At 72.1% G+C, this 7,265-nt stretch carries 6 protein-coding genes; 3 read left to right on the top strand and 3 right to left on the bottom strand.

All coding sequences use genetic code 11. The features are described from left to right. Together BM085_RS40835 and BM085_RS45605 are read right to left on the bottom strand one after the other, a co-directional pair. Positions 1-470, bottom strand: a 470-nt coding sequence (locus BM085_RS40835) for a cytochrome P450 family protein (protein ID WP_143121309.1), incomplete at its 3' end; no start/stop codon positions are given. Between the two features lie 199 nt (positions 471-669). After that, a complete protein-coding gene (locus BM085_RS45605; protein WP_218158975.1) occupies positions 670-1,446 on the bottom strand; it encodes a hypothetical protein in 777 nt (258 codons plus the stop codon). A gap of 370 nt (positions 1,447-1,816) precedes the next feature. Here BM085_RS45605 and BM085_RS40825 point away from each other — a divergent pair, with 370 nt between their 5' ends. Both BM085_RS40825 and BM085_RS40820 read left to right on the top strand, forming a co-directional pair. After that, positions 1,817-2,764 carry an alpha/beta fold hydrolase gene (locus BM085_RS40825; protein WP_245789990.1) on the top strand — a complete coding sequence of 316 codons (948 nt, stop codon included), beginning with the start codon at positions 1,817-1,819 and terminating at the stop codon, positions 2,762-2,764. A 9-nt stretch (positions 2,765-2,773) separates the two neighbouring features. Continuing rightward, on the top strand, positions 2,774-3,412 hold the full coding sequence (locus BM085_RS40820) for a ribose-phosphate diphosphokinase (protein ID WP_342742934.1): 639 nt from the start codon (positions 2,774-2,776) through the stop codon (positions 3,410-3,412). Between the two features lie 25 nt (positions 3,413-3,437). On the opposite strand, the gene BM085_RS40815 is transcribed toward BM085_RS40820, so the two are convergent. Continuing rightward, positions 3,438-3,749 carry a hypothetical protein gene (locus BM085_RS40815; RefSeq protein ID WP_093892102.1) on the bottom strand — a complete coding sequence of 104 codons (312 nt, stop codon included), beginning with the start codon at positions 3,747-3,749 and terminating at the stop codon, positions 3,438-3,440. 56 nt (positions 3,750-3,805) lie between these two features. Between BM085_RS40815 and BM085_RS40810 the strand changes: the two genes are divergently transcribed. Then, positions 3,806-7,231, top strand: a complete 3,426-nt coding sequence (locus tag BM085_RS40810) for an ATP-binding protein (RefSeq protein ID WP_093892101.1) — start codon at positions 3,806-3,808, stop codon at positions 7,229-7,231. Positions 7,232-7,265 lie beyond the last annotated feature (34 nt).

The raw sequence follows: 7,265 nt of genomic DNA, 5'->3' as shown, positions 1-7,265 counted from the left end.
AGCTCGCAGATGACGATGGAGGGGATGGGCTTGGCGAACGCGGTCACCAGGTCGGCCGTCGGGCCGGCTTTCTCCATGGCGTCCAGGTGCTCGGCGGTGATCTGCTCGACGCGCTCGGTGAGCAGCCGCATCCGCCGTACGGTGAACCTGCCCACCAGCGGTTTGCGGTAGCGGCCGTGCTGGGGTTCGTCCATCAGCAGGAACTCACCGGGTGGCGCCGGCGGGACCTCGATCTCGCCGAGGTCGGCCAGCGGGTGGTGGCGCATGAGTTCCCTGCGTGAGCTGAAGCGCGGGTCGGCCAGGACCGACCGGACCAGGTCGTAGCCGGTGATCAGCCGGCCCTGGTGTCCGTCGGGGAAGGGGAGGCGGCTGATCGGGCCGTGCTCGCGGGCGTCGATCAGCTCCTTGGGCGGGTCGAAGGGGCAGCCGGGCTGACGCGCGGTCGGCAGCGTGGTGACGGTGTGTTCCATGACCACTTCCTCATCTCGCGATAGTAGGTGTTTGACGCGGCTCGAACGCTACGTTGCATTCAGAAGGGCTTCAGGCGGTTCACCGGGCATTCGCAGCCCCGAGGCCGCGATCGTCGAACCGCTCATGGCATCCACCATCGCCGAACGCGCTGATACCGGACCGTTGCCGTGCTGACACGGCCGCTGACACGGCACCGCGTCAGACCTGATCCCCGCCGGAACCTCCGTCCGCCTGGCGCCGGTGCTGATGTACCTGACTCTCACCGACCCGGCCACCGGACAGACCGGCCCCGGGAACGGCGGAACCCTCGGCCCCCCCGGCAGGCGGGCGTCCGCGGTCAGCCGTTGACGACGCGGAGCGTGCCGGGGTGCCCTGCTTGGTGCGTCGACGGATCACGGCCAGCCGTACGGCGTATGCGAGGCAGGCGGCAGCCAGGACAGGCAGGACGACCAGGGCCGGGTTCACCCAGCCCGGCACCAGGTCGTAGCCCGCGTGGCATCTGTCATGGAGCGGGAACCACTGCGTGTACTCGTCGAAGTTCGCCCTGCGGTAGGCCCGGTCGTAGGTCTGACCGTCGGAGTGGCATGCCTCCTCCGGGTCCAGGTTCCCTCCGGCCAGGGAGCCGGCGAGGTAGGTGACACCCGTTCCCAGCACGAGCAGCACAGCCGTCCCGGCGAACCAGCCGGCGCTGTGCCGCCACCGGCCGCCCGCCAGCGACCGGCACCAGAACCACAGCCCGGGGCCGGCCGGCACCACGAACAGCAGGAGGAGAAGGAGGAGACCCATGGGCCAACTCTGCACGCTCTTCCCACCGGCCAGGCACGCGGCCCGCCTCGCCGCCTGCTCATGGCAGGTCCGGGGGTTCTGCCGATACCGCACGGCCCGGTTGTTCCCCAACCTGATCAGGAAGAGCTGCCGGCGGAGGATCTCGCGCAGGCCGGCGAGTTTCCAGCGGTCGACGACCAACCCGTCCACGATGCCCTCCTTGTTCCCGGTTCCCGGCCGGTACGGCGGGTCCGTGGGCTGGGCAGAGAGCACGATCGAAGAAGACCGCGAGTTCTCCGGTCGTGGAGGATTCACACGACCACATGTGACGCCATGCGATCGGCCGCCTGTGCCGCCGCCTGCAGACTCGGTCTTGGCCGTGCGCCGCCCGGTAGTCGGCGTGCTGTGGAAGCGGGCTCATGCCATGACGCTGGACCGTCCCGTGGCGCTCTGGTCCGTGGAAGGGGAACTGGATATGCCGCTAGAGGAAACAACCCCGCGCGTCACCGTGCGAGCGTCGAGGGGAAGGCCGCGCGTCAGGAGATGGGGGCGGGCCGCCATCAGTGCGTTTGTCACTTTGGTGGCCCTGGTCACCATGACCGCCGGCGCCACCGCGAGTGGAACGCCCGAGGAGCCCTCGGAGGGGCCGGCGCGTTTCGCCCCCGGTTTCACCCACGGGAAGGTCGCTGTGGACGGTGGCACCATCCACTATGTCCGCGGCGGGTCGGGCCCGGCCATCGTGCTCCTGCACGGCTGGCCGGAGACCTGGTTGATGTGGCGTCAGGTGATGCCCGAGCTCGCCCGCGAGCACACCGTGATCGCGATCGACCTGCCGGGACTGGGAGCCTCCTCCATCCCGTCCGGCGGCTACGACAAGGTCACCACCTCACGGCGGATCCGCCAGGCCGTCAACCGGCTGGGCTTCACCCAGGTGGAGATACTCGGCCACGACCTCGGTGTCCTGATCGCCTACCCCTACGCGCGTGACTTCCCCAACGAGGTCACCCGGCTGGCCATGATCGAGTCGCCGCTGCCCGGCTTCGGCCTGGAGGAGCTCTACGGCATCAGCTGGCACTTCCGGTTCAACGCGTCCCCCTCGCCGATCCCCGAGCAGATCATGGACAATGGCGACGTCAGCACCTATCTCGGCATGATGTTCAACTTCAGCCACCGTCCGGACGCGATCGACCGCGAGCGGTACTACAAGGCCTACGCGGACCCGGCCAGGCGCACGGCGGGATACGAGTACTACCGGGCGTTCGCCGCGGACGCGGAGAACAACAAGGCCAACGCGGACAAGCGGCTGTCCATGCCGGTGCTGGGGATCGGCGGCCAGTATTCGTTCGGGCCCGGCGTCGCGAGCTCGTTCCAGCAGGTCGGTGACGACGTCCGTACGGCGGTGGCACCCGACTCCGGCCACTTCGTCCCCGAGGAGAACCCGCGCTTCACCATCGACTGCGCGAAGCTCTTCTTCGGCGCCCAGAGCGGCACGCCGTCGCAGCCCGAACTCGCCGGCTGCGCCCCGTAACGCCGGCACCTGCCCTGGGGGACCCGCCCCGGGGATCCGACCGGAGGCCGTACGGAGAAACCTGACCGGAGGCTGCGCCCGAGCGCCCCGGCCGGAGGCCGTACAGGACATCGGCCTCCGGTCGGGGCGCTCCCGACGCACGCCCTGCGGGAGCTGGCCGCCCACTTCCGCCAGTACGACCTCTCCAACGCCGTCGTCGTCTCCCCCGACCTGGGCAACGCCAAGGAGGCCGCGGCCTTCGCCCGCCTGCTGGGGATCGGGGTCGCCATGGGTGCCAAGCAGCGCTTCAGCGGTGACCGGGTCACCATCAGCTCGGTGATCGGCGACGTCGCGGGCAAGGACGTCATCGTCCTGGACGACGAGATCGCCAGGGGCACAACGGTGATCGAGCTGCTCGACCGCCTCCGGGAGCGCGGGGTCAACTCGATACGGGTCGCCTGCACCCACGGTCTCTTCGCGGACGGGGCCGTCGACCGTCTCGGCGATCAGCTCGACGTCGAAGAGATCGTCTGTACCAACACCGTGCCGATCCCCGACGTCAAGCCCGACTCCAAGCTCAAAGTCCTGTCGATCGCCCCCGCGCTCGCGGAGGCCATGCGCCGTATCCACGACGGCGCGTCGGTCAGCGCCCTGTTCGACGCCCCCTGAACCCGGAACGGCGGGGAGAGCTCCCTCATCGGCTGAGCGCGGCCCACAGGGTGCCGAACTCCTCCGCGGTCAGGGCGTTCAGGCCGAAGTCGTCCGGGTAGATCGGCCCTTCGGCGAGGAAGCCGTGCTCGTCCTCGAGGTGGCTCCACGAATACCGGCGGGCGAGTCCGTCCGATCCCAGCTCGGCGTGCCTGACGGGCCAGTACTCGCCGCCGTCGTCGATGACCGTCTCGAACAGCCACACGTGGCCGTCGTCGTCCACCCCGTGCCAGTACCAGTGCGGCCTGTCGCTCTCGTCGAGCGCCCGGAGCGCCTCTTTGCGCCGGTCCTGCAGCATTGTGCTCCTCAGTGTCAATCAAACCGCAACCAAGGGCACATAACCTGCCCCTTGTTATGTTGCGTGTTCTCGGTCCGCTCCAGGCGGAGATCAACGGTCGTGCGGTGGATCTGGGCACCTCCCGGCAACGGGCTGTGGTGGCCAGGCTGGTCGCCGCGGGCGGACAGGTGGTCTCCACCGATCGTTTCATCGATGACCTCTGGCGCGGGCAGCCCCCGCCCAAGGCGCTGGCCGCCCTCCAGGTGTACGTGTCCAACCTGCGGCGGGCGCTCGAACCCGACCGGCCACCCCGGACGCCCGCCACCATGCTGGTCAGCGCCGCTCCGGGATATCGCCTCCGGCTGGAGCCCGAGCAGGTGGACGCCTGGGTGTTCCCCCGCCTGATCGACTCCGCGGCGGGGGCGATCGCCTCGGGGGACGGGACGCGGGCGCTCGACCTGGCGGATCGGGCGCTCGCGTTGTGGCAGGGCCCGGCCTACGCGGAGTTCGCCGACGCCGAGTGGGCGGAACCGGAGGCCACGCGCCTGGAGGAACTGCGGCTGGTCGCCGTGGAGTGCCGGGCGGAGGCCCGGCTGACGCTCGGGCGCAACGCGGAGATCGAGCTTGAGCAGCACGTCCGGGCGCACCCGCTCAGGGAGAACGCCGTGCGCCTGCTCGCCCTGGCCTACTACCGGGCCGGACGGCAGGCGGACGCGCTGGCCGCGATCAGGAAGGCCCGCGAGACCCTGGCCGAGGAGCTGGGGGTGGATCCCGGACCCGCGCTGCGCGCGCTGGAGACCGACATCCTGGCTCATGCGGGCTCCCTGAACCGGCAGGAGCCGGCGGCCTCCGGCAGCCCGGCCACGATCCGGGCGCCGGAGCGGGCCGGGTCCGGGGGACCCGGGGAGGCCGGCGAGCGCTCCTCGGGCCGGAGACCCGGGCAGGACAGTGAGAAGTCTTCGGGCCGGAGACCCGGGCAGGACGGCGAGAGGTCCTCGGGCCGGAGACCCGGGCAGGACGGCGAGTGGGACGCGCCGGGGGAGGGCGGGGAGGGCGGCGAGCTGATCGGCCGTACGGCGGAGCTGGCAGCGCTCCACGCCGCCGCCGAGACCGCGGGACTGTGCACGGTATGGCTGGGCGGGGACGCGGGAGCGGGCAAGAGCACGCTGGCCGGGACGTTCGCGAGGAGGCTGGCCGGCCAGGGGTGGCTGACCGCCGCGGGCCAGTGCCCGGAGACGGACGGCGGCGCGCCGCCCGCGTGGGCGTGGAGCGAGGTGCTGCGCCGTCTGGCGGCCGGCAGGCCGCCCGCCGGCGACGTGGCTGTGCGGCTCGCGCCGCTGCTGACCGACGACACCCCGGCCACGGGACGGTTCCTGCTGGCCAGGGCGGTGGAGGACTATCTGGCGCAGGCCGTCCGGGCGGATACGCGCCTGCTGGTCGTGCTGGAGGACGTGCACCGCGCCGACGAGGAGACACTGCAGCTCCTGCGCCATCTGGCGGTACGGCTCGCGTCGGCCAAGATCATGATCATTGCCACCTACCGCCCCGCCGAGGCCGTCGATCATCTCGGCGCGACCTGGGCGGCTCTCGCCGGGCGGCAGACCCACCGCCTCGACCTGCACGGACTCAGCGACGACGAGGTGGCCCAGCTGCTGCGGGAGCGTTCGGGGCGGGAGGTGGACCCGGTGACCGCGCGCACGGTGGCGGAGCGGACCGGGGGGAACCCGCTCTTCGTGTGCGAGACCGCGCGATTGATCGTCACCGACGGGACGCCCGCGGCCAGGGCACTGCCCCCCGGGGTGCGGGACCTGATCCGGCGCAGGATCGCCCGGCTGCCCGCCACCGCCCGGACCACGCTGCGGGACGCGGCGGTCATCGGCCGGGACGTCGACGTGGACGTGCTGCTCGCGCTGGACGGCGTCGACGAGGAGGCGGTGCTGGAGGGGCTGGAGGCGGGAGTGCTGACCGGGCTGCTGACCGAGCCCGCTCCGGGCCGGGTCCGCTTCGCCCACGTGCTCGTGCGGGAGACCCTCTACGAGGACACCCCGGGCATCCGCCGTGTCCGGCTGCACGGCAGGGTCTTCGGCGCGCTGGAGCGGGTCAGGCCCGGCGACGTCTCGGCGCTGGGCCACCACGCGCTCGCCGCGGCCACCCCGAGCACCGCCGGGCGGGCGGTGCCGTACGTGGTGGCGGCGGCGGAGAAGGCGGCGGCCCTGCACGCCTACCGGGAGGCGGAGAGCTTCTACCGGGGGGCGCTCGACCTCGTGGACGACGACCACCGCCGGCTTGACCTGCTCTGCCGCCTGGTGGGCGTCCAGGCCAACGAGGGCAACGTGATGGCCGCGAGGGAGAACCGGGAACGGGCGATCGCCGTGGCGCGGCGGCTCGGGACGGGGCTCACCCGCGCGCTGACCGCTTACGAGGCCCCGGTGACCTGGTCGATCCAGCCGGACCGCCAGGTCGACGAGGCGTTCGTCGCGGCGGTCCGGGAGGCGCTGGCCGAGGAGCCGTCGTCGGAGGCGGGCGAGGAGGCCCGCTGCCGGCTGCTGGCCACGCTCACCTTCGAACTGGAGGGCCACGACGAGGGCTGTGAGGCGTTCAGCGCCGAAGCCCTGCGGCTGGCCCGGAAGCTGGGCCGTACCGAACTGGTCTGCCTGGCGCTCAACGCCCGCTACTTCGTCCTGCTGACGCCCCACCGGCGCGCCGAACTGGAGGCGGTGGGGCGGGAACTGGTCGAGCTGGGGGACGGGGCGGGGCTGCCCGGGTACGAGATGCAGGGCCACCACGCCCTCTACATGGTGAGCCTCGGCCGCAACGACCTGGCCGCCGCGCGCCACCACGCCGACAGGGCACTGGAGCACTCCACCAGCGGTCAGCTCGGTCTGGCGCTGAGCGTGCTGTCGATGCTGGACACGCTGGGCATGCTGATCAGAGGCGAGTTCGAGCGGGCGGATCGGTCCTATTCGGCGGCGGCCGAGCGGATGGCCGTGGCCGGCGGCGCCAACGCGGCGGGCAGCGGCATCATGGGCCGCTTCGTGGCCCGGCTGGCGGGCGGCCTGCCGCAGGACATCCCGGAGATCATGGCCATCTACGAGTTCCTCCCCGACGACGTCTCCGAGATCCTCGTCAGGGCGCTGATCGCCGAGGGCCGGCAGGAGGAGGCCCGAACGTTCTGGAAGCCCGGCTGGAAGGCCCGCAAGGACTACTACTGGCTGGTACGGCTGGCGCTGCGGGCGGAGAACGCCGTCGCCCTGGGCGACCGCGAGGTGAGCGAGCGGTGCTACGAGGAACTGCTGCCGTGGGACGGGGAGCTGGCCGGGCTCCATTCCGGGGCGATCACCATAGGGCCGGTCGCGCACATCCTGGGCGATCTCGCCGAGTCGCTGGGCCGGGACGGATCGGCCCACTACGCGACGGCGGTGCGGGTCGCCGAGCGGGCCGGCTCCCCGCACTGGGCCCGCAGGGCCGCGCAGGCCCGGGCCGGCGCCCGGGTGAGGGATTAGGCCCTGCGCCCGGACGGGGGGCGGCCCGGCGTCC

Origin of the sequence: Streptosporangium canum (genome assembly GCF_900113865.1) — a bacterium.
GTDB classification, from domain to species: domain Bacteria; phylum Actinomycetota; class Actinomycetes; order Streptosporangiales; family Streptosporangiaceae; genus Streptosporangium; species Streptosporangium canum.
Note: the sequence above shows the minus strand (reverse complement) of the source record. Positions and strands in the feature narration are given on the sequence as shown.